The 26,651-nt window shown below is 72.1% G+C and carries 24 protein-coding genes; 8 read left to right on the forward strand and 16 right to left on the reverse strand.

The window, feature by feature from the left end:
- Nucleotides 1-44 precede the first annotated feature (44 nt).
- Both D7223_RS06655 and hflX read right to left on the reverse strand, forming a co-directional pair.
- Nucleotides 45-1,241 (reverse strand): epoxide hydrolase family protein, encoded by a 1,197-nt coding sequence (locus D7223_RS06655; RefSeq protein WP_120727048.1) that lies wholly within the window; start codon nucleotides 1,239-1,241, stop codon nucleotides 45-47.
- A gap of 264 nt (nucleotides 1,242-1,505) precedes the next feature.
- Nucleotides 1,506-2,957 carry a GTPase HflX gene (gene hflX, locus D7223_RS06660; protein WP_120726115.1) on the reverse strand — a complete coding sequence of 484 codons (1,452 nt, stop codon included), beginning with the start codon at nucleotides 2,955-2,957 and terminating at the stop codon, nucleotides 1,506-1,508.
- 178 nt (nucleotides 2,958-3,135) lie between these two features.
- On the opposite strand from hflX, the gene D7223_RS06665 reads away from it, so the two are divergent.
- The gene (locus D7223_RS06665; RefSeq protein WP_120726117.1) at nucleotides 3,136-4,608 is read left to right on the forward strand and encodes an NAD-dependent malic enzyme; all 1,473 of its coding nucleotides are present in this window, start codon (nucleotides 3,136-3,138) and stop codon (nucleotides 4,606-4,608) included.
- A 184-nt stretch (nucleotides 4,609-4,792) separates the two neighbouring features.
- Here D7223_RS06665 and dapF read toward each other — a convergent pair whose 3' ends face one another.
- The 4 genes from dapF to D7223_RS06685 all read right to left on the reverse strand — a co-directional run bounded on the left by dapF (nucleotide 4,793) and on the right by D7223_RS06685 (nucleotide 7,802).
- A complete protein-coding gene (dapF, locus tag D7223_RS06670) occupies nucleotides 4,793-5,635 on the reverse strand; it encodes a diaminopimelate epimerase (RefSeq protein ID WP_120726119.1) in 843 nt (280 codons plus the stop codon).
- Between the two features lie 7 nt (nucleotides 5,636-5,642).
- Nucleotides 5,643-6,662, reverse strand: coding sequence for a tRNA (adenosine(37)-N6)-dimethylallyltransferase MiaA (gene miaA / locus D7223_RS06675; protein WP_120727050.1), 1,020 nt, complete (start codon nucleotides 6,660-6,662; stop codon nucleotides 5,643-5,645).
- Nucleotides 6,545-7,273 (reverse strand): class III extradiol dioxygenase subunit B-like domain-containing protein, encoded by a 729-nt coding sequence (locus D7223_RS32710; RefSeq protein ID WP_158610833.1) that lies wholly within the window; start codon nucleotides 7,271-7,273, stop codon nucleotides 6,545-6,547. The genes miaA and D7223_RS32710 overlap by 118 nt, the downstream gene beginning before the upstream one ends.
- 76 nt (nucleotides 7,274-7,349) lie before the next feature.
- Nucleotides 7,350-7,802, reverse strand: coding sequence for a nuclear transport factor 2 family protein (locus D7223_RS06685; RefSeq protein WP_186832252.1), 453 nt, complete (start codon nucleotides 7,800-7,802; stop codon nucleotides 7,350-7,352).
- Nucleotides 7,803-8,055: 253 nt separating this feature from the next.
- Here D7223_RS06685 and D7223_RS06690 point away from each other — a divergent pair, with 253 nt between their 5' ends.
- Both D7223_RS06690 and D7223_RS06695 read left to right on the forward strand, forming a co-directional pair.
- Complete coding sequence (locus D7223_RS06690; RefSeq protein WP_120726124.1) at nucleotides 8,056-9,264, forward strand: DUF349 domain-containing protein; 1,209 nt, start codon at nucleotides 8,056-8,058, stop codon at nucleotides 9,262-9,264.
- Nucleotides 9,265-9,687: 423 nt separating this feature from the next.
- Complete coding sequence (locus D7223_RS06695; RefSeq protein ID WP_120726126.1) at nucleotides 9,688-11,331, forward strand: cellulase family glycosylhydrolase; 1,644 nt, start codon at nucleotides 9,688-9,690, stop codon at nucleotides 11,329-11,331.
- 101 nt (nucleotides 11,332-11,432) lie between these two features.
- Here the strand turns inward: D7223_RS06695 and miaB are convergent, their stop codons facing one another.
- Nucleotides 11,433-12,932 carry a tRNA (N6-isopentenyl adenosine(37)-C2)-methylthiotransferase MiaB gene (gene miaB, locus D7223_RS06700; RefSeq protein ID WP_120726129.1) on the reverse strand — a complete coding sequence of 500 codons (1,500 nt, stop codon included), beginning with the start codon at nucleotides 12,930-12,932 and terminating at the stop codon, nucleotides 11,433-11,435.
- 53 nt (nucleotides 12,933-12,985) lie between these two features.
- On the opposite strand from miaB, the gene D7223_RS06705 reads away from it, so the two are divergent.
- Nucleotides 12,986-13,207 carry a DUF2277 family protein gene (locus D7223_RS06705; RefSeq protein WP_120726132.1) on the forward strand — a complete coding sequence of 74 codons (222 nt, stop codon included), beginning with the start codon at nucleotides 12,986-12,988 and terminating at the stop codon, nucleotides 13,205-13,207.
- A 196-nt stretch (nucleotides 13,208-13,403) separates the two neighbouring features.
- On the opposite strand, the gene D7223_RS06710 is transcribed toward D7223_RS06705, so the two are convergent.
- Together D7223_RS06710 and selD are read right to left on the reverse strand one after the other, a co-directional pair.
- Complete coding sequence (locus D7223_RS06710) at nucleotides 13,404-13,883, reverse strand: hypothetical protein (protein ID WP_120726134.1); 480 nt, start codon at nucleotides 13,881-13,883, stop codon at nucleotides 13,404-13,406.
- A gap of 202 nt (nucleotides 13,884-14,085) precedes the next feature.
- Nucleotides 14,086-15,075 (reverse strand): selenide, water dikinase SelD, encoded by a 990-nt coding sequence (gene selD / locus D7223_RS06715; protein WP_120726136.1) that lies wholly within the window; start codon nucleotides 15,073-15,075, stop codon nucleotides 14,086-14,088.
- A gap of 193 nt (nucleotides 15,076-15,268) precedes the next feature.
- Here selD and D7223_RS06720 point away from each other — a divergent pair, with 193 nt between their 5' ends.
- The 4 genes from D7223_RS06720 to D7223_RS06735 all read left to right on the forward strand — a co-directional run bounded on the left by D7223_RS06720 (nucleotide 15,269) and on the right by D7223_RS06735 (nucleotide 18,581).
- The gene (locus D7223_RS06720) at nucleotides 15,269-16,024 is read left to right on the forward strand and encodes an amino acid ABC transporter ATP-binding protein (protein ID WP_120726138.1); all 756 of its coding nucleotides are present in this window, start codon (nucleotides 15,269-15,271) and stop codon (nucleotides 16,022-16,024) included.
- Between the two features lie 58 nt (nucleotides 16,025-16,082).
- Nucleotides 16,083-16,949 (forward strand): glutamate ABC transporter substrate-binding protein, encoded by an 867-nt coding sequence (locus tag D7223_RS06725; protein WP_120726140.1) that lies wholly within the window; start codon nucleotides 16,083-16,085, stop codon nucleotides 16,947-16,949.
- A gap of 82 nt (nucleotides 16,950-17,031) precedes the next feature.
- A complete protein-coding gene (locus D7223_RS06730; RefSeq protein ID WP_120726143.1) occupies nucleotides 17,032-17,706 on the forward strand; it encodes an amino acid ABC transporter permease in 675 nt (224 codons plus the stop codon).
- Entirely contained in the window at nucleotides 17,706-18,581 is an 876-nt protein-coding gene (locus D7223_RS06735; protein WP_120726145.1) for an amino acid ABC transporter permease, read from the forward strand. The genes D7223_RS06730 and D7223_RS06735 overlap by 1 nt, the downstream gene beginning before the upstream one ends.
- Before the next feature lie 65 nt (nucleotides 18,582-18,646).
- Here D7223_RS06735 and rny read toward each other — a convergent pair whose 3' ends face one another.
- The 7 genes from rny to D7223_RS06770 all read right to left on the reverse strand — a co-directional run bounded on the left by rny (nucleotide 18,647) and on the right by D7223_RS06770 (nucleotide 26,651).
- Nucleotides 18,647-20,413, reverse strand: a complete 1,767-nt coding sequence (rny, locus tag D7223_RS06740) for a ribonuclease Y (RefSeq protein WP_120726147.1) — start codon at nucleotides 20,411-20,413, stop codon at nucleotides 18,647-18,649.
- A 617-nt stretch (nucleotides 20,414-21,030) separates the two neighbouring features.
- Nucleotides 21,031-21,735 carry a 3-keto-5-aminohexanoate cleavage protein gene (locus D7223_RS06745; RefSeq protein ID WP_120726149.1) on the reverse strand — a complete coding sequence of 235 codons (705 nt, stop codon included), beginning with the start codon at nucleotides 21,733-21,735 and terminating at the stop codon, nucleotides 21,031-21,033.
- A 208-nt stretch (nucleotides 21,736-21,943) separates the two neighbouring features.
- A complete protein-coding gene (locus tag D7223_RS06750) occupies nucleotides 21,944-22,642 on the reverse strand; it encodes a regulatory protein RecX (protein WP_120726151.1) in 699 nt (232 codons plus the stop codon).
- Between the two features lie 14 nt (nucleotides 22,643-22,656).
- Nucleotides 22,657-23,703 (reverse strand): recombinase RecA, encoded by a 1,047-nt coding sequence (gene recA, locus D7223_RS06755; RefSeq protein WP_120726153.1) that lies wholly within the window; start codon nucleotides 23,701-23,703, stop codon nucleotides 22,657-22,659.
- A 184-nt stretch (nucleotides 23,704-23,887) separates the two neighbouring features.
- Complete coding sequence (locus tag D7223_RS06760) at nucleotides 23,888-24,088, reverse strand: DUF3046 domain-containing protein (protein WP_120726155.1); 201 nt, start codon at nucleotides 24,086-24,088, stop codon at nucleotides 23,888-23,890.
- A gap of 4 nt (nucleotides 24,089-24,092) precedes the next feature.
- Nucleotides 24,093-25,439: an MFS transporter gene (locus D7223_RS06765; RefSeq protein WP_120726157.1), complete on the reverse strand. Its 1,347-nt coding sequence runs from the start codon at nucleotides 25,437-25,439 to the stop codon at nucleotides 24,093-24,095.
- Nucleotides 25,440-25,511: 72 nt separating this feature from the next.
- The gene (locus D7223_RS06770) at nucleotides 25,512-26,651 is read right to left on the reverse strand and encodes an acyl-CoA dehydrogenase family protein (RefSeq protein WP_120726159.1); all 1,140 of its coding nucleotides are present in this window, start codon (nucleotides 26,649-26,651) and stop codon (nucleotides 25,512-25,514) included.

A 26,651-nucleotide genomic window follows, 5' to 3' on the forward strand; every position in this document is an offset into this window, starting at 1 on the left:
GGCCACCTCGAACAGCGGGCCGAGCGGGACCAGACCCGGGATGCTCAGGACTCCCGTATCGGACGGAACGCGGCCCGCACCTCGGCCGCGAACAGGTCCGGCTCCTCCCAGGCCGGGAAGTGGCCGCCGCGGTCGACCTCGTTGAAGTACGCGAGGCCGGGGTAGACCGCCTCCACCCAACTGCGCGGCGCCGCCCAGATCTCACCGGCGAACGTCGTGAAACCGACCGGGACCGCGACCGCCGGAGGAGCCTGACCGGACGCAAGGGCTGCGGCCTGGGTTCGTCCGAACTCCCAGTACCACCTGGCGGCCGAGGCCCCGGTGCCCGTCAGCCAGTACAGCGTGATGTTGTCGACAACGCTGTCCCGGGTGAGACCACCCACGGGCTCGCCGTCCACGAACGCGCGGGAGATCTTGTAGTAGCTGTCCGTGTCGTGGTCGAGCATCCAGGCCGCCAGCCCGACCGGTGAATCCAGCAGGGAGTAGCCGATCGTCTGCGGCCGGGTCGACTGCTCCAGGAAGTAGCCGAAGCCGTCCGTCGTGAACGTGTTGAGCGCCTCGTGCGCCGCGCGTTCCTGCTCGGACTCAGCCGGCAGTTGATCCTTGAGACCGATCGCCCCGGCGAGCAGGTTGACGTGGATGCCGAGCAGCCCCTCGGGTGCTTGACGGCCCATCGCGTCCGTGACGGCGGCGCCGACGTCGCCCCCCTGAGCGACGTAGCGCGGGTAGCCGAGGCGGTCCATCAGTTCCACCCACGCCCGTGCCATGCGAATGGAATCCCAGCCGAGCTCGGTCGGCTCGCCCGAGAAGCCGTAGCCGGGCAGGGACGGCAGCACCAGGTGGAAGGCGTCCTCGGCCCGTCCGCCGTACGCGGTCGGATCGGTGAGCGGGCCGACGACCCCGAGCAGTTCGACGACCGAGCCCGGCCAGCCATGCGTCATGATCAGCGGCAGGGCGTTCTCGTGCTGCGACCGTACGTGGATGAAGTGGATCTCGACACCGTCGATGTCCGTCGTGTACTGCGGCAGGGCGTTCAGCTTCGCCTGCAACGCGCGCCAGTCGTGATCGGTGGTCCAGTAGCGGGCCAGCTCCCGCAGCGTCGCCAGCTGCACGCCCTGGGAACGATCGGTGACCAGCTCCCGGGCGGGCCAGCGCGTGGCCGAGATCCGGCGTCGCAGGTCGGTGAGCGCTTCGTCCGGCGTGTCGAGCCGGAAGGAACGGATCTCCTTGTCGTTGGACATCTTCTCCACCTGCCGGGTCGGGTCGACCGGCGCCGGAGCGCCGCCGGGACTCACCCGCCCAGTCTGGCACCGGCCCGGCGACCGCCGGACCAGAACGCGATTTCACGCTCGGGTCGGCCCCGGGTGCCGGTCGGAGAGCCGCCGCGCCTCTTAATGACGCAACCCGCCGTAGGCCAGGAAGCGCCTACGGCGGGTCAGCGACACCGTGAACGTTCGCGGTCCAGGCACCGGGAGTCACCGGCGCCGCACGTCGACACGGACGCCTCAGGACCGGTGCCCGACCATCCGGTCCGTCCCGGTCTCGTAGGGTGCCAGCTCCGCGGCGAGCGCCTCGTTGACCCGCACGTGCAGCAGGGTGCCCTCCGGAAGGTGCGACGTGCTGAGCACCTCGCCCTGTCGGTGCAGCCGGGCGACCAGGTCACCCCGGTCGTACGGGAGCACCGCCCGGATCTCCACCGCCGGGCGGGGCAGCCGCCCCTCGACGGCCTCGCGCAGCCCGTCGACACCCCGCCCGGTGTGGGCGGAGACGAAGACGGAGTCCGGCCAGAGCCGCTTGAGCCGCAGCAGCGTCTCCTCGTCGGCGGCGTCGGTCTTGTTGATGACCAGTAGTTCCGGCAACCGGTCGGCACCGACCTCGGCGAGCACCTCGCGCACCGCGCGGACCTGCTCCTCCGGGTCGGGGTGGGTGCCGTCGACCACGTGCACCACCAGGTCGGCGTCGGCGATCTCCTCCAGCGTCGAGCGGAACGCCTCGACGATCTGGTGCGGCAGGTGCCGGACGAAGCCGACCGTGTCGGACAGCGTGTAGAGCCGCCCGTCCGACGTGGTGGCCTTGCGGGTCGTCGGGTCCAGGGTGGCGAACAGCGCGTTCTCCACCAGCACGCCCGCCCCGGTCAGCCGGTTGAGCAGGCTGGACTTGCCGGCGTTGGTGTAGCCGGCGATGGCGACCGCCGGCACCGCGTTGCGCGAGCGCCGGGCGCGCTTGGTCTGGCGTACCGTCCGCATCGCCTTGATCTCCCGGCGCAACCGGGAGATGCGGTGGCGGATCCGCCGCCGGTCGGTCTCCAGCTTGGTCTCACCGGGACCACGCACGCCCACGCCACCGCCGGCGCCGCCGCCGCGACCGCTACCACCGGTCTGCCGGGAGAGGGTCTCACCCCAACCGCGCAGCCGGGGCAGCAGGTATTCCAGCTGGGCCAGCTCGACCTGCGCCTTACCTTCCTTGCTCTTCGCGTGCTGGGCGAAGATGTCCAGGATCAGGGCGGTCCGGTCGACCACCTTGACCTTGGTGCGCTGCTCCAGGTTGCGCAGCTGCGACGGGGACAACTCGCCGTCGCAGATGACGGTGTCGGCACCGGTGGACAGCACCACCGCGCCGAGGTCGTCGACCTTGCCGCGGCCGATGTAGGTGGCCGGGTCGGGCCGGTTGCGGCGCTGGATGAGCCCCTCCAGGACCTGCGAGCCGGCGGTCTCCGCCAGCGCGGCCAGCTCGGTCAGGGAGTTCTCCGCGTCACTCTGGCTGCCCTCGGTCCAGACACCCACCAGGATGACGCGCTCCAGGCGCAGCTGGCGGTATTCGACCTCGGTGACGTCGGTCAGCTCGGTGGAGAGGCCGGGGACCCGCCGCAACGCCTGCCGCTCCGACAGCTCGAACTCACCGGTGGTGGCGTCGAGCTCGTCGTCCTCGTTGGGAACGTAGGTCTCCTGCTCTCGCAAACTCGGTCTCCTGTCCGTCTGGTTACGTAGAACGCAATCCTGACATGTGTCAACGCGGGACGCACCCGCTATATGCCCGTGCTCGTACCCACCGGTAGCGGGGCCGGATGCCACTCCACCTCGGCGGGCGAGTAGAAATGCGGGGCGTAACCGCTCAGCGTCGACGGAGGAAACACACGTGGCCATCACCCGACTCCCGAGTGCCGGGTTCTCGATCACCATCCGGATCGCGGTGACCGCGGACGCCTCCTCGATCGGACGGCTAACCACCTCCGTCGGCGAGTCCGGGGCCATCGTCACCGCCCTCGACGTGGTCGACTCAGACCCCACCCACGTGATCGTCGACCTGACCTGCGACACCGCCGACGCCGGCCACGCCGACCAGGTGGTCGAGGCGCTCACCGCGCTGGACGGCGTGGACGTCCGCAAGGTCTCCGACCGGACGTTCCTGCTGCACCTGGGCGGGAAGATCGAGGTCAGCCCGAAGGTCGCGCTGCGCAACCGGGACGAGCTGTCCCGCGCGTACACCCCGGGGGTCGCCCGGGTCTGCATGGCCATCGCGGAGAACCCGGCGGACGCCCGCCGGCTGACCATCAAGCGCAACACCGTCGCCGTGGTCAGCGACGGTTCGGCCGTACTCGGCCTGGGCAACCTCGGGCCGGCCGCGTCGCTGCCGGTGATGGAGGGCAAGGCGGCGCTGTTCAAGCGGTTCGGCGGGGTCGACGCGTGGCCGGTGGTGCTGGATACCCAGGACACCGACGAGATCGTGCAGATCGTCAAGGCGATCGCTCCGGCGTACGGCGGGATCAACCTGGAGGACATCGCCGCGCCGCGCTGCTTCGAGATCGAGGCCCGGCTGCGCGAGGCGCTGGACATCCCGGTCTTCCACGACGACCAGCACGGCACCGCCATCTGCGTGCTCGCCGCGCTGACCAACGCGCTGCGCGTCGTGGGCAAGCAGCTCGCGGACGTCCGGGTGGTGGTCTCCGGCGCCGGCGCCGCCGGCACCGCGATCATGAAGCTGCTGCTGCGCCAGGGCGTCGGCGACATCATCGCGTACGACCGGCAGGGCGCCCTGCACCGTGGGCTGCCCGACCTCAACCCGGCCTGGCAGTGGCTGGCCGAGAACACCAACAAGGAGAACTACTCCGGCGACCTGCCCGGCGCGCTCCGGGGCGCGGACGTGTTCATCGGCGTCAGCGCGCCGAACCTGCTCACCGGCGACGACATCGCCACCATGGCCAAGGACTCGATCGTCTTCGCCCTGGCCAACCCGGACCCGGAGGTCGACCCCCGGGAGGCGCGCAAGCACGCCGCGGTGGTCGCCACCGGTCGCTCCGACCAGCCGAACCAGATCAACAACGTGCTCGCCTTCCCGGGCGTGTTCCGGGGCATGCTCGACGCCCACGCCGAGGAGTTCACCGAGGAGATGGCGATCGCCGCCGCGCGGGCCATCGCCGACGTGGTCGGCGAGGAGAAGATCAACCCGACGGTGATCGTGCCGAGCGTCTTCGACCCGAGGGTGGCCCCGGCCGTCGCCGCGGCCGTCCGCGCCGCCGCCCAGAACCCGGCGGTGACGCCACCCCCCGCCGCCGACCCCGGCCCGGCCGACCTCCCCGAGATCGCCGCCAACGCCAGCGCCACCCCGTAACCCCGCGCAGCCCCCACCCCGCCCCACCCCCACTCTCACTCCCCCACTCCCCCACCTCCGCGATCTTGCACTTTGTGTCGAGGCATAAGGGACGAAATCCCCATTCCGGCGACCGAAACTGCAAGATCGCGGGGGTGGGGTGGGTGGGTGGGGTGGGTGGGTGGGGTGGGGGGTGGGGAGCGTGTCAGGGGGTGGGGGGAAGGGTGTCGCCGGTGGCTACCAGGACGGCGGGGCCGGCCAGCCAGCAGGAGTCGTCGGTCAGGGTCACGGTGAGTCGACCGCCGGGCACGTCGACGGCGACCACCCCGGTGTCCCGGCCGGCGTCGCGCAGGGCCACCGCCGCCACCGCGCACGCCCCGGTCCCGCAGGACAGGGTCTCGGCGGAGCCGCGTTCGTAGACCCGCATCAGCACGTGCCCGTCGACGTCGTCCACCGGGTCCCCGGTGGCGGTGAACTCGACGTTCACCCCGGCCGGGAAGACGGCCGGGTCGAACTCCGGGGCGCGGGTCAGGTCCAGCGAGCCCAGGTCCAGCCCGGCCGGCAGGGCGCAGACCAGGTGCGGGTTGCCCACGTCCACCGCCGCCCCGGTCAGGGTCAGCCCGCCCAGGGTGGCGACCGACGCGTCGTACACCCGGGGGCGGCGCATCTCGACGGCGACGGTGTCACCGTCGACCACCGCGCGCACGACGCCGGCCCGGGTCGCGACCGGCAGCGGGGCCTGCCCGGCGGGGATGGCCAGCCCGCCCTCGACCAGGTAGCGGACGAACACCCGGGCACCGTTGCCGCACATCTCGGCGAACGACCCGTCGGCGTTCCAGTAGTCCATGAACCACTCGGCCTCGCCGGCCATCGCCTCGCCCTCGGGGTGCTTCGCCGCCCGGACCACCCGCAGCACGCCGTCGCCACCGAGGCCGCGTCGACGGTCGCAGAGCGCCGCCACCTGCCCCGGGGTCAGATCGAGCTGGTTGTCCGGATCGGGGAGGATGACGAAGTCGTTGCCGGTGCCGTGGCCCTTGGTGAACTGCACGCCTCCATCATCGCGCAGTCGCGGGCACCAGGCGCAGGGCGGCCTCGATCAGATCCGGGGCGGCCGCGTCCAGCCAGTGGATCCGCGGGTCGCGGCGGAACCAGGACCGCTGCCGGCGGACGAAGCGACGGGTGGCCCGGATCGTCTCGTCGTGCGCCTGCGCCTCGGTCGACTCGCCGGCCAGGAACCGCAGCACCTGCTGGTAGCCGAGGGCCCGGCTGGCGGTACGCCCCCCGGGCAGGCCCCGGCCGACCAGCTCGCGGGTCTCCGCGACCAGACCGTCGGCCCACATCCGGTCCACCCGCAGCGCGATCCGCTCATCCAGCAGCGCGGTGTCCAGGTCGACGCCGAGCTGCACCGACGGGTAGTACGGGGTGGGTTCCGGCAGCGACGCGGTGAACGGGGCGCCGGTCAGCTCGATCACCTCCAGCGCGCGGACGATCCGCCGGCCGTTGCCGGGCAGGATGCTCGCCGCCGCCTCCGGGTCGGCCTCGCGCAGCCGGGCGTGCAGCGGCGCGGGCCCTCCGGCGGCCAGCTCCGCCTCCAGCCGTTCCCGGACCGCGGGGTCGGTGCCGGGGAACTCGAACCGTTCCAGCACCGCCCGCACGTACAGCCCGGAGCCGCCGACCAGCAACGGCACCCGCCCCCGGGCGAGGATGTCGTCGACCGCCGCGCGGGCCAGCCGCTGGTACTCCGCGACGCTCGCCGGCTCGGTCACCTCCCAGACGTCCAGCAGGTGGTGCGGCACGCCCTCGCGTTCGGCCGGGGTGAGCTTGGCGGTGCCGATGTCCAGCCCCCGGTAGAGCTGCATCGAGTCGGCGTTGACCACCTCGCCGTCGAGGGCGTGGGCGAGGGCGATGCTCAGCGCCGACTTGCCCGCCGCGGTGGGTCCGACCACCGCGACGACGGTCACGCCCGCTCCCAGGACGCCACCAGGTAGGCCACGCCGTAGGGCGCCGAGTGGTGGCGCAGCTCGCCGCGCCACTCGCCGCCCGCCGCGCGTACCGCCCCGGCCAGCACCTGCCAGGGCGCCCGCCCGGCGACCATCAGCTCCGCCGACAGTCCCGGGTCCAGGTCGAGCAGGGCCTGGGCGTCCGCGCCGGCCAGGGCCCGGGCAACCCCTTCGTCGTACGCCTCGGCGCGCGGGTCGTCGTAGCCGGGCGACTTCGGGCCCCGGCAGGCCGACCCGTCGCCCATCACCAGCATTCCCCAGGGTCGGGTGGAGCCGATCCGGGCGCCCCGGGCGGCGCATTCCTCGACGGTGGCGTCGTGTGCCGCGGTGGCCATCCGCCAGCTGATCCGGCGTGGCGTTTCCGGCTGTCGCCGACCGAGCAGCCAGGCACCGACGAGCAGGCTGAGCGGAAGGCCGTCGGTGCCCGGCCGATCCGGAAGCCGCCCGAGATGGACCTCGATCGGCAGTCCCCAGGGGGCGAAGGTGCCCCGGAACGGGAAGTCCGGACTGGCGTCGCGGTCGTCACCGCCGACGACGAAGATGCTCTCCGCGCCGCTGGCGAGCAGCCCCGCGACAGCGGCGTCGCAGTCGGCGCGAAGCTGGTCCAGCTCGGGGGCGGCCGCACCGGCCAGCTCGGGGACGATCAGCGGCGGGTGGGGGCAGACGGCGGCGGCGACCAGTGACACGAGGCAACCGTATCGGTCGCACCGGCCACGCCCACCCGGACCTCGCCGTCCGCCCTCGCCCCGTCGCGGTCGCCGCTCAGCCGGCCTGGCCGCCCCAGCCGCCCTGGACCATGGTCTGGAACCGCCATTGGCCGTCGCTCTTCACCAGCAGGTCGGCGTAGCGAACCCGCTGCTTCGCCCCGTCGACGGTGAACTCGGCGTCGGTGAAGACGACGACCAGGCTCCCGGTGAGGAAGTACGGCGTGCGTCGCGACTCCATCGTCAGGTCGCCTCCGCCACCGGCGAGGACTCCGCCCATCATCTCCAGGTACGCGGCGCGGTCGAGCTGCCGGGCCGAGCCCTGGCCGGCGCCGTCGTCGGTGACCGTGTTCAGCGGGAACATCGCGAGATCGGCGGTACCCGCCACGTCTCCCGCCTCGGCCAGGGCGTCGTAGCGCCGGAACCACTCGTCCAGCTCGGCGAGGTCGGCCGGGGCCGGCGTGAAACCTGGGTCCGCCGGCGGGGTGAGCTGGGTCTGGGATCGGGTCATCTGTTCCTCCTCGGCGGCGGTCACGGCCGGGTGCCGAACCAACCGTATGCCGTACGGTACACCGTACGGCGAATTCCGACACACCTGTCCGCATGGCGGTAGGTGGGTGGTAGGACACCGTATGGTCACGGTCGGCGATAGGCGCTCGACGGGAACCGGGTCGGACCTGTGACAATGCCCGGAGAAAGTTGGCTGCGCCGTGGCGGCGACCGAGGGGCTGGCTCCTCGACGCCGGGAGAACGAGGATGGGCACATGAGCGACTGGACTGCCTTCGGACGGGTGGACGCGGACGGCACCGTGTACGTGAAGACCGCCGAGGGCGAGCGGGTGGTCGGATCCTGGCAGGCAGGAGCACCGGAGGAGGGCCTGGCCCACTTCGCCCGCCGCTTCGCGGACCTGGTGACCGAAGTGGACCTGACCGAGGCTCGCCTCAACTCGGGCGCGGCCGACGCCGGGCACTCGCTGAGCACGATCCGCCGGATCCGCGGCTCGCTGGCCGAGGCGCACGTGGTCGGCGACATCGACGCCCTGGCCGCCCGCCTGGACAAGCTCGCCACCGTCGCCGAGGAGAAGGCCGGCGAGGCCAAGGCCGCCAAGGAGGCCGCCCGGGGCGAGGCGCTGGCCCGCAAGACGACCCTGGTCGAGGAGGCGGAGAAGCTGGCCGCCGAGTCGACCGGTTGGAAGACCGCCGGCGACCGGCTCAAGGAGATCCTCGACGAGTGGAAGACCATCCGCGGCGTCGACAAGAAGACCGACGGCGAGTTGTGGAAGCGGTTCGCCGCCGCCCGGGACGGGTTCACCCGTCGTCGGGGTGCCCACTTCGCCTCCCTCGACCAGCAGCGCAAGCAGGCGCAGGGGGCCAAGGAGGAACTGGTCGCCGAGGCCGAGAAGCTGAAGGACTCCACCGACTGGGCGGCCACCGCCAACCAGCTCAAGGACCTGATGACGCAGTGGAAGGCCGCCCCGCGCGCCTCCAAGGAGGCCGAGCAGAAGCTCTGGGAACGGTTCCGGGCCGCGCAGGACGAGTTCTTCACCCGGCGCAGCGAGGTGTTCTCGGCGCGGGACAACGAGCAGCGCGGCAACCTGGAGCGCAAGCAGGCACTGCTGGCCGAGGCCGAGGCCCTGGACGTCGACGGTGACCCGAAGGGTGCGCAGGCGAAGCTGCGCGAGATCCAGGCCCAGTGGCACGAGGCCGGCCGGGTGCCCCGCGAGGCGGCGGCCGGACTGGAGCGGCGGCTGCGGGCGGTCGACGACAAGGTCCGCGAGGTGATGGACTCCGCGTGGCGGCGTACCACCAAGGAGGACAACCCGCTGCTGGCCCAGATGCGGGCCCAGGTGGCCGAGGCCGAGGAGCGGCTGGCCCGCGCCCAGGCCGCCGGTGACGCCCGCCGGGTCAAGGAGGCCGAGCAGGCCCTCGCCTCCAAGCGGCAGTTCCTCCAGCTCGCCGAGCAGGCCGGCTGAACCCGATCCACCCGGAAACCCCGGTCCCCCGCACGGGGACCGGGGTTTCCTGTTGACCACACTCGTCGACCGGCGGCGACAACTTCGGGGAAAGCGCTGGCTCCGGCGCGCGGGAGGGGACATCTTCGGCGAAGTTGCCGGCCGGCGGCACGACAGGAGCTCGCGGGCGGGGGCACGGGTGGGGTGGTTGACGCATCGACCTGGGCTGATCACAATGGGCGGCAGAGCCAGGTCGGGGCCGGCACCAGGGCGTCGACGGTGACCTTTCACCGTCGGGACGTGTGCGGCCCACCAGCGAGTGCCGGCGTCCGCGTGACGCCACCGGGGCGGTCTGTCCGCGTACCCCGGAAAGAGCGTGACCACCCACCTGGCCCTCCGTCCGCGCCGCCGTGAGCGGCGGCGGGCATCCGAAGTGGAGCTTTCATGCCCCGACCCACCGTCCTCGGCGGCGCGCTCGCCGCGCTCGCCACCGCCGCGGCCGGCGTCCTCGTCGCCGCCGCCGTCACCACCTCGCCGGCCGCCGCCGCCCCTGCCGGCACCGGTACGGGCTACCTGCACACCAGCGGTAACAAGATCGTCGACAGCACCGGAGCGACGGTCCGGATCACCGGCATCAACTGGTTCGGCATGGAGACCGACAACAAGACCTTCCACGGGCTCTGGTCGAACAACCCCTGGCGGGGACAGATCGACAAGATGGCGAGCCTGGGCTACAACACGCTGCGGGTGCCGTACTCGAACGACGCCCTGAAGCCGGGTGCCACCGCCAGCGGGGTCAACGACTTCGTCAACCCGGATCTGGTCGGCCTGTCACCGTTGCAGATCCTCGACAAGGTCATCGACTACGCGGGCAGCAAGGGGATGCGGATCATCCTGGACCGGCACCGGCCGACCGCGGCCGGGCAGTCACCGCTGTGGTACACGCCGACCGTCTCCGAGGCGACGTGGATCAACGACTGGAAGATGCTCGCCCAGCGGTACGCGGGCAACACCACCGTGATCGGCGCCGACCTGCACAACGAACCGCACGCCGAGGGCACCAACCCGGCCGCCACCGGCGCCTGCTGGGGCTGCGGCGACACCGCCCGGGACTGGCGGCTCGCCGCCGAGCGGGCCGGCAACGCGATCCTCGGGGTGCAGCCGAACTGGCTGATCTTCGTCGAGGGGGTGAGCTGCCCCAGCGGCGGCCTCTCCAATGTCTGGGACAACGACCCCAGCAACGACGAGGACTGCGGCTGGTGGGGCGGCAACCTGTCCAAGGCCGGCCAGTTCCCGGTCCGGCTGAACGTGGCCAACCGGCTGGTCTACTCCCCGCACGAGTACGCCACCAGCGTCTACGAGCAGAACTGGTTCAAGGCGCCGGAGTTCCCGGACAACCTGCCGGCGATCTGGGACAAGTACTGGGGTTACCTGCACAAGCAGAACATCGCGCCGATCATGATGGGCGAGTTCGGCAGCACCCTGGCCGACCCGCGGGACAAGGTGTGGCTGGAGAAGCTGATGGCCTACACCGGCACCGGAGTCGACGGGATGTCCTTCACCTACTGGTCGTGGAACCCGAACTCCGGTGACACCGGAGGCATCGCCCTGGACGACTGGACCACCATCAACACCGCCAAGCAGGCGATCCTCCAGCCCTACCTGATCCCGCCGACCGGCGGCGGGAGCGGCCCCACGCCGACCCCCACCACCACCACGCCCGGCCCGACGCCGACCACACCCGGCCCGACCACGCCCCCGCCGACCACGCCCGCGCCGAGCGGCGGGTGCACGGCGACCTACCGGCAGGTCAACGCGTGGCAGGGCGGCTTCCAGGGCGAGCTGACCGTGACGAACACCGGCACCGGGGCGGTCAACCCGTGGTCGGTGACGTGGACCTGGCCGGCCGGGGTGAGCCTGGCCAGCGGCTGGAACGCCACCGTCACCCAGTCCGGCACGACGGTCACCGCCGCCGCACCCGGTTGGGCGTCCTCGCTGGCGGCCGGCGCGTCGGTGACGGTCGGCTTCACCGCCAACGGCACGGCCTCCGCGCCCGGCTCGGTGAAGCTCGGCGGCACCGCCTGCTGAACCGCGGGGTAAGGAAGGGCACCTTCTTAAAGCCTGAGGTAGAGGAAGGGCCCCTTGTTAACGCCGAACGCGTCGACGAGGGGCCCTTCGTTCGCCTCGCGTCAGTGAGCGGCGCAGCCGCCCGTCGTGGGCGCGGCCACCACGGCCGGCGCGCCGACCGTCGGCAGCCCGAGCAACACCCCGGGGGTACGCGGGGAGCGTCCCGCCTCGGCCGCGTCACCGGCCCGGGTCCGCCGGTGCGACAGCGGCTCACCGTCGGCGTTCAGGTGGTGCGGGGCCGCGTACGTGACGGTGGTGTGCACCACGTCACCGGGCCGGATCGCCCCGGCGTACGCCCCGGCGTCGAAGTGCACCAGCCGACCGTCGCGGGCCCGGCCGGACAGCCGGCCGGTGCGCTCGTCCTTGCGGCCCTCGCCGACGGCGACCAGCACCTCGACGGTCTCCCCCACCAGCCGCTTGTTCTCCGCCCAGGTGATCTCCTCGACGCAGGCGACCAACCGCTCGTAGCGTTCCTGCACCACCTGCTTGGGCAACTGGCCGTCCATGGTGGCGGCCGGGGTGCCGGGGCGCTTCGAGTACTGGAAGGTGAACGCCGACGAGAACCGGGCCTCCCGCACCACGTCGAGGGTGCGCTGGAAGTCCGCCTCTGTCTCGCCGGGGAAGCCGACGATGATGTCGGTGGTGAGCGCCGCGTCCGGCATCGCCGCCCGGACCTTCTCGATGATCCCCAGGTACTTCTCCGACCGGTACGACCGGCGCATCGCCCGCAGCACGTCGTCCGAGCCGGACTGCAACGGCATGTGCAGCGAGTGGCACACGTTCGGCGTCTCCGCCATCGCGGCGATCACGTCGTCGGTGAAGTCCTTCGGGTGCGGACTGGTGAACCGCACCCGTTCCAGCCCGTCGATGTCCCCGCAGGCACGCAGCAGCTTGCCGAAGGCGTACCGGTCGCCGAACTCGACGCCGTAGGAGTTGACGTTCTGCCCGAGCAGGGTCACCTCCAGCACACCCTCGTCGACCAGAGCGCGCACCTCGGCGAGGATGTCGCCGGGGCGGCGGTCCTTCTCCTTGCCGCGCAGGGAGGGCACGATGCAGAACGTGCAGGTGTTGTTGCAGCCGACGGAGATCGACACCCAGCCGGCGTACGTCGACTCGCGGCGGGTCGGCAGCGTCGACGGGAACACGTCGAGGGCTTCGAGGATCTCCACCTCGGCGGCGGCGTTGTGTCGGGCCCGCTCCAGCAGCACCGGCAGCGACCCGATGTTGTGCGTGCCGAAGACGACGTCGACCCAGGGCGCCTTCCGGACGATCTCGCCCCGGTCCTTCTGGGCCAGGCAGCCACCCACGGCGATCTGCATGCCGGGGTGCTTGGCCTTGACGGGGCGCAGATGACCGAGGTTGCCGTAGAGCCGGTTGTCCGCGTTCTCCCGGACCGCACAGGTGTTGAAGACCACCACGTCGGGGTCGCCGGCGTCGGGGGCGCGCACGTACCCCGCCTGCTCCAGCAGGCCGGAAATGCGCTCGGAGTCGTGCACGTTCATCTGGCAGCCGTAGGTGCGCACCTGGTAGGTGCGCGGACTGCTCGCCGCTGCGGTAGTCATGACACGCACAGCGTATCCGGGCCGACCGGATGGGCCCGAACCGAGGAGGAGCCGTGTGCCGGAGCATCAAGACCCTGCGTGAGCCGTACACCCCGGAGGTGACCGACGCGGACGTCCAGGCCGCGGCGTTGCAGTACGTCCGGAAGATCTCCGGGTTCCGCGCGCCTGCGGCGCACAACGCCGCGGCGTTCGACGCCGCGGTGGCCGCGGTGGCGGAGGCCACCGCGACGCTGCTGGCCCAGCTGGAGGTACGCGGCGGCCGCGCCCGGGGGTAAGGAAGGGCCCCCTGTTAACGCCTCAGGTAGAGCAGGGGACCCTTCTTAACACCTCCTGGTCGGGGGATGCACCGCGCTCTCGCCGAGGCTGCGCCGCGCACCTGCCGCCGCCCTTGCCGGCGCCGCGGAGCGACCCGTTGTTAAGAGGGGGCCCCTGCTATGCACCAGGCGTTAAGAAGGGGCCCTTCCTTACACCTCACGCGGCGGCGAGGGCGGGGAGGATCGAGTCGGGCGCCCAGCGGGAGCGGTGGCACTGCGACCAGCCCCGGCAGCGCGGGTCGGCGTCGGTGCAGAGCCGCTGGTTGCCCAGCACCTCGCCGTCGTCGGTCTCCCGGACGTCGAAGTGCACCGGCCGGATCGTGCCGTCCGGCGCGACCAACAGGTGCCGGGTCGCGTCGAGGGTGTCGTCGCGCAGCAGGCAGTTGCGGTCCAGCAGTCGGGCCAGCGCCGCGACGCTGGCGTGCTCGGGCAGCGACTCAGGCACCCCGTAGCAGTCCACGATCGTGGCGAACTCCCCGGGCGCCTGCCAGACGTCGCAGATGACCGCGTACGTCGGCAGCCGCGCCGGGTCGGCCACCGCCAGGGGCATCACCACCCGGCCGAGCGCCTCGGCCAGTGCCGGGTAGACCTCCACCGGCCGCGCCCGGTCGATTCTCCAGTTCCACAGCTCGGTCATGCCGCCTCCTCGCTGTGCTCGTCCCACCGGCCTCCGGATCGGGCCTTACTCACGATGGTGGGGGGCATTTGACCGCAGCCGGGGGCAAGTTACCGGTCTGTGACCATTCCGGGCAAAATTTCCTCGGGCACCGTTGCCCCGAGTAGCGGGAAGATGACAGTTTATCGGGTATCGTGCCGCGCCGGGCGCGCCGACACCCGGGTCAGCGCAGCACGATCCGGTGCTCGCCGGCGGGGCGGAGTTCGCCGACCACCGGGGCACCGGGTATCTCACCGGCGACCAGCAGCCCGCCGGAGGTCTGCGCGTCGGCGAGCAGCAGGCGCTCCTCCTCGCCGGCCCGGCCGAAGTCCGTCCACGGGCCGACCCAGTCCAGGTTGCGGCGGCTGCCGCCGCTGACGTACCCGTCGCGTACCGCCTCCCGGGCACCCGCCAGGTAGGGCACCCGGGCGGTGTCCAGCGCCACCGTCAGACCGCTCGCCCGGGCCAGCTTGGACGCGTGTCCGAGCAGGCCGAAGCCGGTCACGTCGGTGCCGCAGCGGATCCCGGCGGCCACCGCCGCCCGGGCCGCGTCCCGGTTCAGCGTGGTCATCGCGGCCACCGCCTCGTCGAACCGCTCACCGGTCGCCTTGTGCCGGGTGTTCAGCACCCCCACGCCCAGCGGCTTGGTCAGCGAGAGCGGCAGGCCGGGCCGCCCGGCGTCCAGGGTGATCAGCTCCTCGGGCCGGACCACGCCGGTGACCGCGAGCCCGTACTTCGGGCCCTCGTCGTCGACGCTGTGCCCGCCGGCCAGGTGGCAGCCGGCCGCCCGGGCCACGTCCTGCCCGCCGCGCAGCACCTCCCGGGCCAGCTCCAGCGGCAGCACGTCGCGCGGCCAGCAGAGCAGGTTGAGCGCGACCAGCGGGGTGCCGCCCATCGCGTACACGTCGGAGAGGGCGTTGGTCGCGGCGATGCGGCCCCAGTCGTACGCGTCGTCGACGACCGGGGTGAAGAAGTCGGCGGTGGCGACCAGGCCGGTCCGCGCGTCCAGCCGGACCACCGCGGCGTCGTCGCCGTGGTCCAGGCCGACCAGCAGCTCGGCGGTGCCGGTGGCCGGACCGAGGCCGGCGACCATCGCTTCCAGGTCGCCCGGCGGGATCTTGCAGGCACAACCGCCACCCCGCGCGTACGCCGTCAGCCGCACCGGTTCCGTCACCCCGCCATGATCCCCGCGGCGCCGGCGGGTCGCCACCCGAAGCGACCGTTGTGGGGTCAGATTCGGACTCCGGACCCTGATCGTGACCGGTGTTACCGCTCCGTGACCAACTGAGTTGCGTTCTGCCACATCACCCCGCCTACAGTGGCCGGACCGGGGCTCAACCGACCCCGCTGCCGCGACGACAGGGACGGTGGACGACGTGACGACGGGCGAACCGCTCATCGTGCTGGATTCGGTCAACAAGTGGTTCGGGCCGCTGCACGTGCTGGACGACGTCTCACTGTCGGTCGGGCGCGGCGAGGTCGTCGTGGTGATCGGGCCGTCCGGCTCCGGCAAGTCCACGCTGTGCCGCGCCATCAACCGGCTTGAGCCGATCAACTCCGGCACCATCACCTTCGACGGCCGGGAGCTGCCGGCCGAGGGCAAGGCCCTCGCGAAGCTGCGCAGCGAGGTCGGCATGGTGTTCCAGTCGTTCAACCTCTTCGCGCACAAGACCATCCTGGAGAACGTCACCCTCGGGCCGATCGAGGTCCGTGGGGAGAAGCCGGCGGCGGCCCGGGAGCGCGGTCTCGCGCTGCTCGACCGGGTCGGCATCGCCAACCAGGCCGACAAGTTCCCGGCCATGCTCTCCGGCGGCCAGCAGCAGCGCGCCGCGATCGCCCGCGCCCTGGCGATGCAGCCCAAGGCGATGCTGTTCGACGAGCCCACCAGCGCACTCGACCCGGAGATGGTCGGCGAGGTGCTGGAGGTCATGACGTCGCTGGCCCGCGAGGGCATGACGATGGTCGTGGTCACCCACGAGATGGGCTTCGCGCGTCACGCGGCCAACCGGGTCATCTTCATGGCCGACGGCAAGCTGGTGGAGGACGCGGCCCCCACGGAGTTCTTCGCCAACCCCCGCAGTGAGCGGGCGAAGGACTTCCTCTCCAAGATCCTCACGCACTAGGCGTCCGGTAGTGGAGCGCGCCGTTGTCCGGCGGGTTCCGTCGAAGAAGGAGAACAGAATGCGTATCAAGCGCGCGGCGGCGATCGCCGCGGTCGGTGCCCTCTCGTTCGCGATGACCGCCTGCGGTGGCGACAGCGAGACCGGTTCCAGCGGTTCGGGCGCCACCGGCATCGTGGGTAAGGCGGAGAGCCAGAAGAAGCTGGTCGTCGGCGTCAAGGCCGACCAGCCGGGCCTGGGTCTGCAGACCGGCAGCCAGTACGAGGGCTTCGACGTGGAGATCGCCAAGATCATCGCGAAGGGCCTGGGCGTCGAGGAGAGCGGCATCGAGTGGAAGACCACCACCACTCCCAACCGTGAGCCGTTCATCCAGCAGGGCACCGTCGACCTGGTGGTGGCGACCTACACCATCAACGACGAGCGCAAGCAGAAGATCAACTTCGCTGGCCCGTACTTCATCGCCGGCCAGGACCTGCTGGTCAAGGCGGACTCCCCGATCACCGGCCCGGAGCAGCTCGAGGGCAAGACGGTCTGCTCGGTGTCCGCGTCCACCCCGGCCAAGCGGATCCAGTCCGAGTACCCGAAGGCCAAGCTCCAGCAGTTCGACTCGTACTCCAAGTGCCTGCCGCTGCTGGAGAACGGCCAGGTCGACGCGGTGACCACCGACGACATCATCCTCGCCGGCTACGCCGCCCAGTCGCAGTACGCCGGCAAGTTCAAGGTCGTCGGCAAGACCTTCTCCGAGGAGCCGTACGGCATCGGCCTGAAGAAGGACGACAAGGCCGGCTGCGAGAAGGTCAACGAGATCCTCAGGGCCGCCGCGTCCGACGGCAGCTACAAGGCCGCGTGGGACAAGACCCTGGGTTCGAGCGGCAAGGCCGCGCCCGAGCTGGACACCTCCAAGCTGACCAACTGCGGCAGCGTCTGACCGTCACCGGGGCCGGCATTCCTGCGGGGATGCCGGCCCCGGCCTGTCACCGACCGCCTCGCCCTGTCCCGGGAGCCGACGCATGGACATCTTCACCGATCCCACCAACATCGACGCGTACGTGTCGGGATTCCTCTGGATCCTCAAGCTGACCGGCGCGTCGGCGGTCTGCGCGCTGGTGCTCGGCGTGCTGCTGGCCGCGATGCGCGTCTCCCCGGTGCCGGTCCTGCGCGGTTTCGGGACGGCCTGGGTCAACATCTTCCGTAACACCCCGCTCACGCTGGTCATCTTCTTCTGCTACTTCGGGCTCTACTCCACGCTGGGCCTGAGCCTCGCCGACGACCTGAACCTGAACAACTTCTGGCTCGGCGTGGTCGGACTCTCCGTCTACACCGCCGCGTTCGTCTGTGAGGCCATCCGCTCCGGCATCAACACCGTGCCCACCGGCCAGGCCGAGGCGGCCCGGGCGATCGGGCTGAGCTTCGCCCAGACGCTGCGGATCGTGGTGCTGCCGCAGGCGGCCCGTTCGGTGGTCGCGCCGTTCGGCAGCGTCCTCATCGCGCTGTGCAAGAACGCCACCATCGTCGGCACCATCGGCCTGGTCGAGGCGTCCACCGTGATGAAGGACCTGATCAACAGCTACGGCAACGCGGTCATCCTCATCTTCCTGGTCTTCGCCGGCACCTTCGCCGCGTTCCTCATCCCCACCGGCTACTTCTTCGGCTGGCTGGCCAACCGTCTGGCGGTGAAGCGCTGATGAGCTCCAGCTCCGTCCTCTACGACCACCCGGGTCCCCGCGCCAAGATCCGCAACGCGGTGCTGAGCGTCGTCTTCGGCGTCGGCCTGATCGCGCTGCTGTGGTGGATCTACACCAAGTTCGACCAGGCCGGCCAGTGGGAGGCACGGCTCTGGGAGCCGTTCACCGAGTCGACCACCTGGACCCAGTTCATCCTGCCCGGCCTGTGGGCCACGCTGAAGGCGGCGGCGGTCGGGATGGTGCTCTCGCTCGCCTTCGGCCTGATCTTCGCCGTCGGACGGCTCTCCGAACGGTGGTGGATCAGCGTCCCCGCGGGCGCCGTGGTGGAGTTCTTCCGCGCCGTGCCACTGCTGCTGATGATCTTCTTCGTCTTCTACGGCGTGCCGTTCCTGATCAAGGGTCCGGTGAGCGCGTTCTGGGCGGTGGTCATCGGTCTGACCCTGTACAACGGCTCGGTGCTCGCCGAGGCCTTCCGCGCCGGCATCCGCTCGGTGCCCGGCGGCCAGTCCGAGGCGGCGTACGCCGTCGGCATGCGCAAGAGCCAGGTCATGCGGCTCATCCTGATCCCGCAGGCCGCCCGCGCCATGCTCCCGATCATCGTCAGCCAGCTCGTCGTACTGCTCAAGGACACCGCGCTCGGCTACATCGTGGCCTACCCGGAGCTGATGCAGCGCGGCATCAACGACCTCAGCGCCAACTACGGCAACATCATCGCCGCCGCGATGGTGGTCGCCGTCATCTACATCATCATCAACTCGCTGCTCACCGCCCTGGCCGGCTGGCTGGAACGGCGGACGGGCACCCGCCGGGTCCGGGTACCGCGGCAGAAGCGGCCCGTCGCGGCCGACTCCACCATCGTCGAGCCGCAGGGCTGACCCCGGCCCCCGACGTACGCGAAACAGGGCCGGCCCGTGCGGGCCGGCCCTGTTCGCGTGTCAGTTCAGCGGGCGATCTCGGTGACCCGGGACTCGCGGACCACGGTGACCCGGATCTGACCCGGGTAGGTCAGCTCCTCCTCGATCTGCTTGGCCACGTCCCGGGCCAGCACGGCGGCGCCGATGTCGTCGACGTCGTCCGGCTTCACCATCACCCGGATCTCCCGGCCGGCCTGCATGGCGAAGACCTTCTCCACGCCGAGCTTGCCGGCGGCGATCTCCTCGATCCGCTCCAGCCGCTTGACGTACGCCTCCAGGCTCTCCCGGCGCGCGCCCGGCCGACCGCCGGAACAGGCGTCGGAGGCCTGGGTGAGGACGGCCTCGATGGTCTGCGGCGGCACCTCGTTGTGGTGCGCCTCGATGGCGTGCACGACGTCCTCGCTCTCGCCGTACTTGCGGGCGAGGTCCGCGCCGATGATCGCGTGGCTGCCCTCCACCTCGTGGGTGAGCGCCTTGCCGATGTCGTGCAGGAACGCCGACCGCTTGATCGTCGGCACGTCCAGGCGCAGCTCGGCGGCCATGATGCCGGCGATGTGCGCGGTCTCCACCAGGTGCTTGAGCACGTTCTGCCCGTACGACGTCCGGTAGCGCAGCCGACCCAGGTAGGTGACCAGCTCCGGGTGGATCTCGGTGATGCCCACCTCGACCAGGGCGTCCTCGGCGGCCCGCTGGCACAGCTGCTCCACCTCGTGCCGGGCCAGGTCGTAGACCTCCTCGATCCGGTGCGGGTGGATCCGCCCGTCGAGCACCAGCTTCTCCAGGGTCAGCCGGCCGACCTCCCGGCGAACCGGGTCGAAGCAGGAGAGCAGGACCGCCTCGGGCGTGTCGTCGATGATCAGGTTGACGCCGGTGACCGATTCGAAGGCGCGGATGTTGCGGCCCTCCCGGCCGATGATCCGTCCCTTCATCTCGTCACCGGGCAGGTGCAGGACGCTGACCACGCTCTCCGCGGTCTGCTCGCTGGCCACCCGTTGGATAGCGTCGACCACGATGTGCCGGGCCCGCTGGTCGGCGGTCTGGCGCGCGTCGGCCTCGATGTCCCGCACCAGCAGCGCGGCCTCCCGCTTGGCCTGCGTCTCGATCACCTCGATCAGCTCGGCGCGGGCCGCCTCGGCGGTGAGGCCGGCGACCCGCTCCAGCTCCCGGCGGCGACGCTCCTCGGCCTCGGCCAGGTCGGCCTCCCGCTGGGCGAGCGCCGACTCCCGGGCGGACAGCGCGGCGCTGGCGGCGGTGAGCTGGCGTTCCCGCTCGGCGAGCCGCTCCACCTCCTCGGTGTGCATGCGTTCCCGCTCGTCCATCCGGGCCGCCCGCCGCTCCACCTCGGCGGCCTGCTCGCGGGTCGTGGCGGCGAGCACCGCCACCTCCCGCTCTCCGCTGCGCCGGGCGGTGGCGCGCAACTGCTCGGCGTCCGCCTCGGCCTGCTTGTGCGCCCGCTCCAGGATCGTGTCGGCCTCGACCCGGGCGTCGTCGAGCACCCGCCGCGCCTCGGCCCGGGCGGACTTCGCCTCCGCCTTGGCGGCGGCGGCCTCGGTGCGGGCCGCGGCGGCGGCGGACTTCGCCACGTCGATGGTGCTGTTGACCTCGTCGGCGGCGGTTCGCAGGGCGGCCAGCGACTGCTCCTGGCGGTCCTTCTCGGCGATGAAGGCCGGGTCCTCGGGCATCGGGGCGCTGGTCAGGCGACGGACCATCCGCGCCCCGACCAGGACCGCGCCGAGCACGACCACGACCAGCACCAGCACGACGGCGAGGAGGACCACGTCGAAGGCGCTCATGCCCCGGCTCCGCCGGGCGCGTCGGGCACCGGAGCGCAGCCCCGGCCCGTGCGGTCCGCCGCCGGTCGACCCGTGCCGTACGCCCGAGACGGTGGGACACCGGGCGCGCCGGCCCGCCCGCTCATGCCGGTCCCCCGGTGGACCTGTGCCGCCTCGCCATGGCGTGCCTCCCCTGAAACGTCACGCCGCAGGAGGTGCCGGTGGGCACACTCCTGCGGCTCTGGACGCCCGACCGGAGCGGCTGGCCGTGGGTAGCTTTCCCCGCCGGCGGTGCCCTCGGGCATCGTCGGCGGCCGGGTGCAGTTGTCGCCCCGACCCCGGACCGGCCAGTCCGGGGTCGACACCGAAGGCCGAGGAGCCGGCCAAAGTGATGCTGTTCCGTTACGCGTTCTATGTTGTGCGCTTAGCCTGCGCTGGTCGGGCAATGTGAGCCTGTATGGCGAGGCTAGGTCTCCGGGGGCGCTCCGGTCAAGAACTGATGATCAAACCCCCCGAACGGAGAGAATCCGAAGTATTACTCAGCGCTGATCGGGTACCGGACACGGGCGGACAAAGTCGGACCCGATCGCCACGGTCGGGGCTCGTGAGTGGAGCCCCCGGACCCCCGAGCTGCGCGGTCAGCCCGCCCCGAGCGCCGTCGCGGCGGCCACCAGGGCGGCGTTGTCGGCCGCCGGTGAACCGTCGGGCAGGTGCACGGTGTCCTCGAAACCGATTCGGGTGTCCAGCCCCCGCCGGACGGCCTCGACGAGCACCGGCCACACCGCACCGCCCTCGGCGTGCAGCAGGCGCGGCGGGCCGTCCGGGTCGAGCGCGTCCAGGATCGCGTCCGCGTCGGTCAACGCCTCCGCCGGCTTCTCCGCCATGCACTCGACGAGAATCCGCTCGACCGGCACCCGCCAGTCCCGGTACGCCCCGACGGCGTCCGGCGTCCACAGCCCGACCTCCACCGCCACCCCCCGGTCACGCAGTGCCACCGCCACCGCCTCCGCACCCGGCTCGTGGGCGTTGACCGAGGCGAAGTCCGGCAGGACGGTCCAGGACCGGACGGCGGCCACCCGCGCCGCCGGGTCGGGCTCGATCCACTCGCCGGTGCTCACCCCGATCCGGAGCCCCGGCCGGGCGGCCCGGATCGCGGCGACCGCCTCGGCGATCACGGTCGGGCGCAGCGACTCGGCGCCGTCGTGGTCACGCGGGTGGACGTGCACCGCGCCGACGCCGAGCGCGGCGCACCGGGCCGCGTCGGCGGCCAGCTCGGCGGGCGTGACCGGAACGGCGGGATGCGCGTCCCGCCCCCGGCCACCGTTGAGGCAGGCCTTCAGCATTCGTTTCCCTTCCGGCGGCGACGCCGCCCGTGCTGCCGCCCGGCGGCGACGCCGCTCATGGTGCCGCACCGCGATGTGCCACTGGTGGTGCCGCTCCACGGCGGCGCGTCGCGAATGGTGCCGCTGCACGGCGACGCGCCACGCCGCACCGCGGCGGCACGCAACGCCGCACCGGCACGACGCGCGGCCGGCCCGGCCGCCGACGCGCTCAGTCGACGGCGCGGCCGTCCCGCTCCAGGTCGCCCTCCGCGTCGGCCAGGGCGTCGGCGTCGATCCGGTCGGCGAACTCGGCGGCCTCCGCGCTCTGCGCGGCCAGCGCGTCCTTCACCGCCCGGATGGCCACCCCCGGCGGATAGCCCTTGCGGGCGAGCATGCCGACCAACCGGCGGAACACCGCGTCCGGCTCGCCCCGGGCCGAGCGCAGCTTCCGCTCGACCAGCGTGCGGGCCGTCGCGGCCTCGGTCTCCTCGTCCAGCTCGCCGAGCGCCTCACCGGCCACCTCGCCGTCCACCCCGCGCTGGCGCAGCTCGTTGGCCAGCGCCCGGCGGGACAGACCACGCCCGGCGTGCCGGCTGGACACCCAGGCCCGCGCGAAGGCCGCGTCGTCGATGATGCCGACCTCGTCGTAACGGTCGAGCACCTCGGCCGACACCTCGTCGGAGATGCCCCGCTTGGCGAGCGCCCCGGCCAGCTCGGCCCGGGTGCGCGGACGCACCGCCAGCTGTCGCAGGCAGATCTCCCGGGCCACCTCGGCCTCGTTCCGGGGCGGGGACGGGGTCGTCTCCGCCTCGGAGTCCTCGCCCCGACCGCGCCGACCCCGACGGGGTCGGCGCGCGGTGTCGCCGTCACCCGGCCGGGGCGGGCTGGCATCCCAGCCGCGCCCCGTGCGGGCACGTCGTCCGGCCACCGGTCAGCGACCGGTCAGAAGTCGACCGGCGGCAGCTCCGGGCCACCGGCGGCGTCGCCCGCGCCGACCCCGACGCCGAGCTTCTCCAGGATCTTCTTCTCGATCTCGGCGGCCACGTCCGGGTTCTCCTTGAGGAACTCCCGGGCCTTCTCCTTGCCCTGGCCGAGCTGGTCGCCGTCGTAGGTGTACCACGCGCCGGACTTGCGGATGATCGCCTGCTCCACGCCGACGTCGATCAGCGAGCCCTCACGGGAGATGCCCTTGCCGTACATGATGTCGAACTCGGCCTGCTTGAACGGCGCGGCGACCTTGTTCTTCACGACCTTGACCCGGGTGCGGTTGCCGACCACGTCGGTGCCGTCCTTGAGACTCTCGATGCGGCGCACGTCGAGCCGGACCGAGGCGTAGAACTTCAGCGCCCGACCACCGGTCGTGGTCTCCGGGCTGCCGAACATCACGCCGATCTTCTCGCGGAGCTGGTTGATGAAGATCGCCGTGGTGCCGGTGTTGTTGAGCACGCCGGTGATCTTCCGCAGCGCCTGGCTCATCAGCCGGGCCTGGAGACCCACGTGGCTGTCGCCCATCTCGCCCTCGATCTCGGCGCGCGGCACCAGGGCGGCCACCGAGTCGATCACGATGATGTCGATGGCCCCGGAGCGGACCAGCATGTCGACGATCTCCAGCGCCTGCTCGCCGGTGTCCGGCTGGGAGACCAGCAGGGCGTCGGTGTCGACGCCGAGGGCCTTCGCGTATTCCGGGTCGAGCGCGTGCTCGGCGTCGACGAACGCGGCGATGCCACCGGCCCGCTGGGCGTTGGCCACCGCGTGCAGCGCGACCGTCGTCTTACCGCTGGACTCCGGACCGTAGATCTCGACGACCCGGCCCCGGGGCAGACCGCCCACACCGAGCGCCACGTCGAGCGCGATGGAACCGGTGGTGATCACCGAGGTCTGGACGACCGGCCGCTCGCCCAGCCGCATCACCGAACCCTTGCCGAACTGCTTGTCGATTTGAGCGAGAGCAAGGTCGAGTGCCTTCTCCCGGTCGGGCCCTGCGGCCATGTTTGCCACCCCTGCCTTCGCCGGCGTCTTTCCTGAGCTTCGCGTCACGCGGACACGCTAGGCGCTGGGTCCGACAGAACACCAGCGGCCATGCCGCGAGCTGTGGACAAGCACCCCGCTGTGGACAATAGCCGAACAGGTGTACGAGTCGGCAAGCGACACGCGGAAGCCGCGAAACGGCTGCTCAGCGTAGTCGCGCGGGCACCCGGTCGGGATAGGCGGCGACGACGGCACGCCACACCACGTGCGTCTGCTCACCCGAGGCGAGCGCCTGCTCGATGGTCCGCCCACCGAGCTGGGACAGCACCTGGTCGCGGGCGATGCTGCCCGCGTAGCCGGGGCCGAACGCCTCCTCCAGCCGCGCCCAGAAGTCGGTCAGCCGCACGTGATCAGTCCTCCTCGTCCGGTGCCCCCACCGGCACCGACCGCAACGCTAGCGCCACCAGCGGGACGACCGCGATCGCCGCCAGCAGGGTGAGCACCGGATATCCGGCAGCCCGCATCACAAACCCGCTGGCCGCGGCGGCACCCGCGCCGGCCAGCCCCATGGTGAGGTCGGACAGCCCCTGCACGCTCGGGCGGACCGCCGCCGGGACCGCCTCGGACAGCAGTGTCGAGCCGGCCACCATGGTGCCGGACCAGCCCAGCCCGAGCAGGACCAGCCCGAGCGAGAGCAGGGGCGTGTCGTGCCCGGCGGTGCCGGCGACCGCGCACGCGGCGAGCAGCAGCGCGACGCCGCCGAGGATCACCGGCCGGCGGCCGAGCCGGTCGGTGAGCCACCCCACCACCGGGGAGAGCGCGTACATGCCGGCGATGTGCAGGCTCAACACGATCCCGACCACCCGCAGCACGTCCGCGTCGCCGTGCGACTCGCCCAGGCGTACCGGGGTCATCGACATGACCGCCACCATCACCACGTGCCCCACGGCGACCGCGGCGATGCCGAGGCGGGCGGCCGGCAGGCCGCGTACCACCTGCCAGGCCGCGCGCATCCCGGCGCCGCGCCGGGCGGTCGGTGCCGGCGGGACGACGGCGTCCGCCGGCGGGGTGACATCCGGCGGGGTCGCGGCGACGACCGGTGCCTCGGCCGCCGCCAGCCGGCGCGCGGTGAGCAGCGGGTCGGGCCGCAGCAGCAGCAGGAGTACGCCGGCGGCGAGCACGAACGCGGCGGCGCTGAAGGCGAACGGACCGGCCAGCGGCGGCAGGCCCCAGCCGGAGGTGGTGCGGTCGGCGAGCGCGGCGAAGTTCGGCGCGGCCACCGCCCCGATGGTGGTGGCCCACACGATCACCGACAGTTGCCGGCCCCGGCGGGCCGGCTCGGCGAGGTCGACCGCCGCGTAGCGGGCCTGGAGGCCGGCCGCCGTCCCGCCGCCGAAGAAGAACATGCCCAGGAAGAGCAGCGGCACCAGGCGAGTCACCGTGGCGACCACCACCAGCACCGCGCCGACGGTCCCGGCGAGGTACGCCACGGCCAGTCCCGGCCGGCGGCCGTGCCCGTTGATGATCCGGGTGACCGGTACGGCGAGCAGCGCCCCACCGACCACGGCGGCGCTCTGCGCCAGGCCGGCGACCGCGGTGCCGGCGACCCGGGCGGCGAGCAACGCGCCCACCGAGATGCCGATGGTCACCCCGATGCCGCCGATGATCTGGGTGGCGAACAGCAGCCGCAGCGTCCGGCGCTGGATCGGCCCGACGTCGGGGACGGTACGGACCGGCGCGGTCAGGTCGGTGGCCATCGGCGACTCCCGGATCGGTAAGGGGTCACCATCCTCCCGCACCGGACCCGCCCGGTGGGACCCGGTTTTCGGCTACAGGCCCAGGCCCCGGCCGATGATCTCCTTCATGATCTCGGTGGTGCCGCCGTAGATCGTCTGCACCCGGCCGTCCAGCCACGCCTTCGCCACCGGGTACTCCAGCATGAAGCCGTAACCGCCGTGCAGCTGCACGCAGCGGTCGGCGACCCGGTTCTGCAACTCGGTGGTCCACCACTTCGCCTTCGCCGCGTCGGTCACCGACAACCGGCCGGCGTTGAACTCGGCGACGCAGTGGTTGACGAAGGTCCGCGCGATGGTGACCTCGGTGTCCAGCTCGGCCAGCAGGAACCGGTTGTGCTGGAACTTCCCGATCGGCCGGCCGAACGCCTCCCGGGAGCGGGCGTAGTCGAGGGTCACCGCGAGCAGCTTCTCCGCCGCCGCCACCGCCGCGATCGCGATGCTCAGCCGCTCCCGGGGCAGGTTGCCCATCAGGTGGTAGAAGCCGTGGTTCTCGGTGCCGATCAGGTTCTCCGCCGGCACCCGGCAGTCGTCGAAGAACAGCTCGGCGGTGTCGTTGGCCTTCAGGCCCACCTTGGCCAACCGCCGGCCCCGACCGAAGCCGGGGGTGCCGGTCTCCACCGCGACCAGGCTCACCCCGTGCGCGCCCTGGTCGGAGGTGCGGGCCACCACCAGCACCAGATCGGCCATCTCACCGTTGGTGATGAAGGTCTTCTGCCCGTTGAGGACCAGGGTGTCGCCGTCGCGTACCGCGGTGGTCCGGACCCCGGCCAGGTCGGAGCCGGCACCGGGCTCGCTCATCGCGATCGCGGTGACCAGGTCGCCGGAGCAGAAGCCGGGCAGCCACCGCTTGCGCTGGTCGTCGGTGGTCAGCTCGGTGAGGTACGGGGCCACCACGTCGTTGTGCAGCCCGAACCCGAGACCGGAGCAGCCGGCGGCGACGATCTCCTCGACCAGCACCGCGTTGAAACGGAAGTCCCGCTGGCCGCCGCCGCCGTACTCCGGGTCCACGTCCATGCCGAGCAGCCCGGCCCGGCCGGCCTTGCGCCACACCTCCCGGTCGACGATCCCGTCGGCCTCCCAGCGCTCGTGGTGCGGCACCGCCTCCCGGGCCAGGAACTCGCGGCACAGGTCCCGGAACTCGGCGTGGTCACGCTCGTAGAGATGCTGCTCCAT

The organism is Micromonospora endolithica, assembly GCF_003626595.1.
GTDB lineage: Bacteria > Actinomycetota > Actinomycetes > Mycobacteriales > Micromonosporaceae > Micromonospora > Micromonospora endolithica.

What these genes read in the sequence shown, in the direction of transcription:
- D7223_RS06655 (WP_120727048.1), bottom strand. Translation starts at nt 1,241, where the DNA reads ATGTCCAACGACAAGGAGATCCGTTCCTTCCGGCTCGACACGCCGGAC.
- D7223_RS06685 (WP_186832252.1), bottom strand. Translation starts at nt 7,802, where the DNA reads ATGACCCGATCCCAGACCCAGCTCACCCCGCCGGCGGACCCAGGTTTC.
- D7223_RS06690 (WP_120726124.1), top strand. Translation starts at nt 8,056, where the DNA reads ATGAGCGACTGGACTGCCTTCGGACGGGTGGACGCGGACGGCACCGTG.
- D7223_RS06695 (WP_120726126.1), top strand. Translation starts at nt 9,688, where the DNA reads ATGCCCCGACCCACCGTCCTCGGCGGCGCGCTCGCCGCGCTCGCCACC.
- miaB (WP_120726129.1), bottom strand. Translation starts at nt 12,932, where the DNA reads ATGACTACCGCAGCGGCGAGCAGTCCGCGCACCTACCAGGTGCGCACC.
- D7223_RS06710 (WP_120726134.1), bottom strand. Translation starts at nt 13,883, where the DNA reads ATGACCGAGCTGTGGAACTGGAGAATCGACCGGGCGCGGCCGGTGGAG.
- D7223_RS06725 (WP_120726140.1), top strand. Translation starts at nt 16,083, where the DNA reads ATGCGTATCAAGCGCGCGGCGGCGATCGCCGCGGTCGGTGCCCTCTCG.
- D7223_RS06730 (WP_120726143.1), top strand. Translation starts at nt 17,032, where the DNA reads ATGGACATCTTCACCGATCCCACCAACATCGACGCGTACGTGTCGGGA.
- D7223_RS06735 (WP_120726145.1), top strand. Translation starts at nt 17,706, where the DNA reads ATGAGCTCCAGCTCCGTCCTCTACGACCACCCGGGTCCCCGCGCCAAG.
- rny (WP_120726147.1), bottom strand. Translation starts at nt 20,413, where the DNA reads ATGAGCGCCTTCGACGTGGTCCTCCTCGCCGTCGTGCTGGTGCTGGTC.
- D7223_RS06745 (WP_120726149.1), bottom strand. Translation starts at nt 21,735, where the DNA reads ATGCTGAAGGCCTGCCTCAACGGTGGCCGGGGGCGGGACGCGCATCCC.
- recA (WP_120726153.1), bottom strand. Translation starts at nt 23,703, where the DNA reads ATGGCCGCAGGGCCCGACCGGGAGAAGGCACTCGACCTTGCTCTCGCT.
- D7223_RS06765 (WP_120726157.1), bottom strand. Translation starts at nt 25,439, where the DNA reads ATGGCCACCGACCTGACCGCGCCGGTCCGTACCGTCCCCGACGTCGGG.
- D7223_RS06770 (WP_120726159.1), bottom strand. Translation starts at nt 26,651, where the DNA reads ATGGAGCAGCATCTCTACGAGCGTGACCACGCCGAGTTCCGGGACCTG.